Origin of the sequence: Azohydromonas caseinilytica (genome assembly GCF_012927045.1) — a bacterium.
GTDB lineage: Bacteria > Pseudomonadota > Gammaproteobacteria > Burkholderiales > Burkholderiaceae_C > Azohydromonas > Azohydromonas caseinilytica.
Genome location: NZ_JABBFW010000083.1, coordinates 1 through 1,692, shown reverse-complemented (window position 1 = coordinate 1,692; position 1,692 = coordinate 1). Strand labels below are relative to the sequence as shown.

The following is a 1,692-nucleotide window of genomic DNA, read 5'->3' as shown; positions in this document are numbered from 1 at the left end:
AGCAGCATCGCGCACTGCGCCAGCAGCTCGGCACCGTCCTGCACCTGGCCCTCGGCCTCGGCGGCCAGCAGCAGGCTCACCAGGTCGTCCCCAGGCTCCTTCCTGCGGCGCGGCAGCAGCTCGCGCTCGAAGTAGCCGGCCAGCGCCACGACGCTGCGCTGCGCGGCGCGCACCTGGGCCTGCGTGGGGCTCACCGCGCCCAGGAACGCGGCCAGGTCCTCGCTCCACAGCGTGAAGTCGCCATAGACCGCGGCGTCCACGTCCATGAGCCGGGCGATGACGCGCGCGGGCAGCGGGCGCGCCACCGCAGTCATGAAGTCGAAGTCCTCGCCCGCCTCGTCCAGCAGCTCGTCGATCAGCGCCTGCGTGGTGGGCTTCAGGGCCTGGATGCGGTCGGGCCGGAACGCGGGCTGCAGCACCTTGCGCAGCCGGGTGTGGTCCGGCGCGTCCAGGAAGGGCAGGCAGCGCGTGAAGAGGCGCTGCATCGGCGTGAGCTCTTCGCGGCTGTCGGCCGCCCGCATCACCCAGCCGCCGGTGCGCCGCGCCGACAGGCGCGGGTCACGCAGCGCGGCCTCCACGTCGGCGTGGCGCGTGAGCAGCCAGGCGCCGCCAAAGAACTCCTCGCTCCAGTGCAGCGGCCCGGCCTCGCGCAATGCGCGGTAGGCCGGGTACGGGTCCTGCAGGAAGGCCAGATCGACGAAGGGCGCCACCGACTCGCGCGGCGCCGGCAGCGCGCTCATTTGGCGACGGCGTCGGACACGTCCAGGTGCGCCTGCACTTGCGGGCGCTGACCCTGGGTTTTCAGCGCCAGGCGCTCGAACAGACGGCGGTCCTTCTCGGCCTGCGGGTTGGCTGTGGTCAGGAGGCGATCGCCATAGAAGATGGAATTCGCGCCGGCCATGAAGCACAGCGCCTGCAGCGCGTCGTCCATCTGCTCGCGCCCGGCCGAGAGCCGCACCATCGTGGTGGGCATGGTGATGCGCGCCACCGCAATCGTGCGCACGAACTCGAAGGGGTCCAGCGGCTCGCTGTCGGCCAGCGGCGTGCCGGGCACGGGCACCAGGTTGTTGATGGGCACCGACTCGGGGAAGGGGTCCAGGTTCGCCAGCTGCGCGATCAGCCCGGCGCGCTGCTCGCGCGTCTCGCCCATGCCCACGATGCCGCCACAGCACACGTTGATGCCGGCCTCGCGCACGTTGGACAGCGTGTCCAGCCGGTCCTGGTAGGTGCGGGTGTGGATGATGTTGTGGTAGTTGTCGGGCGAGGTGTCGAGGTTGTGGTTGTAATAGTCCAGCCCCGCATCTTTCAGCTGCGCGGCCTGCTCCTTGTCGAGCATGCCCAGCGTCATGCAGGTCTCCAGGCCCAGCTCGCGCACACCGCGCACCATCTCGGTCACGCGCTCCATGTCGCGCTCCTTGGGGCTGCGCCAGGCCGCGCCCATGCAGAAGCGCGAGGCGCCCTGCTCCTTGGCGGCCTGCGCGGCGGACAGCACCTCGGAGATCGACATGATCTTGGAGGCCTCCACGCCGGTGTCGAAGTGCGAGGACTGCGGGCAGTAGCCGCAGTCCTCGGCGCAGCCGCCAGTCTTGATCGACAGCAGCGTGGAGAGCTGCACCTCGCTGGGGTCGAAATGCTCGCGGTGCACCTGCTGCGCTCTGAACATCAGCTCCATGAAGGGCAGCTCATACAGCG

Annotated in this window: 2 protein-coding genes; both read right to left on the bottom strand. The window is 70.4% G+C overall.

Going from position 1 to position 1,692, the window contains the following annotated elements:
• Positions 1 to 740, bottom strand: a 740-nt coding sequence (locus tag HHL10_RS30040) for a cytochrome P450 family protein (RefSeq protein ID WP_169164095.1), incomplete at its 3' end; no start/stop codon positions are given.
• Positions 737 to 1,690, bottom strand: coding sequence for a biotin synthase BioB (gene bioB, locus HHL10_RS30035; protein WP_235971882.1), 954 nt, complete (start codon positions 1,688 to 1,690; stop codon positions 737 to 739). The genes bioB and HHL10_RS30040, both read right to left, overlap by 4 nt.
• Positions 1,691 to 1,692 lie beyond the last annotated feature (2 nt).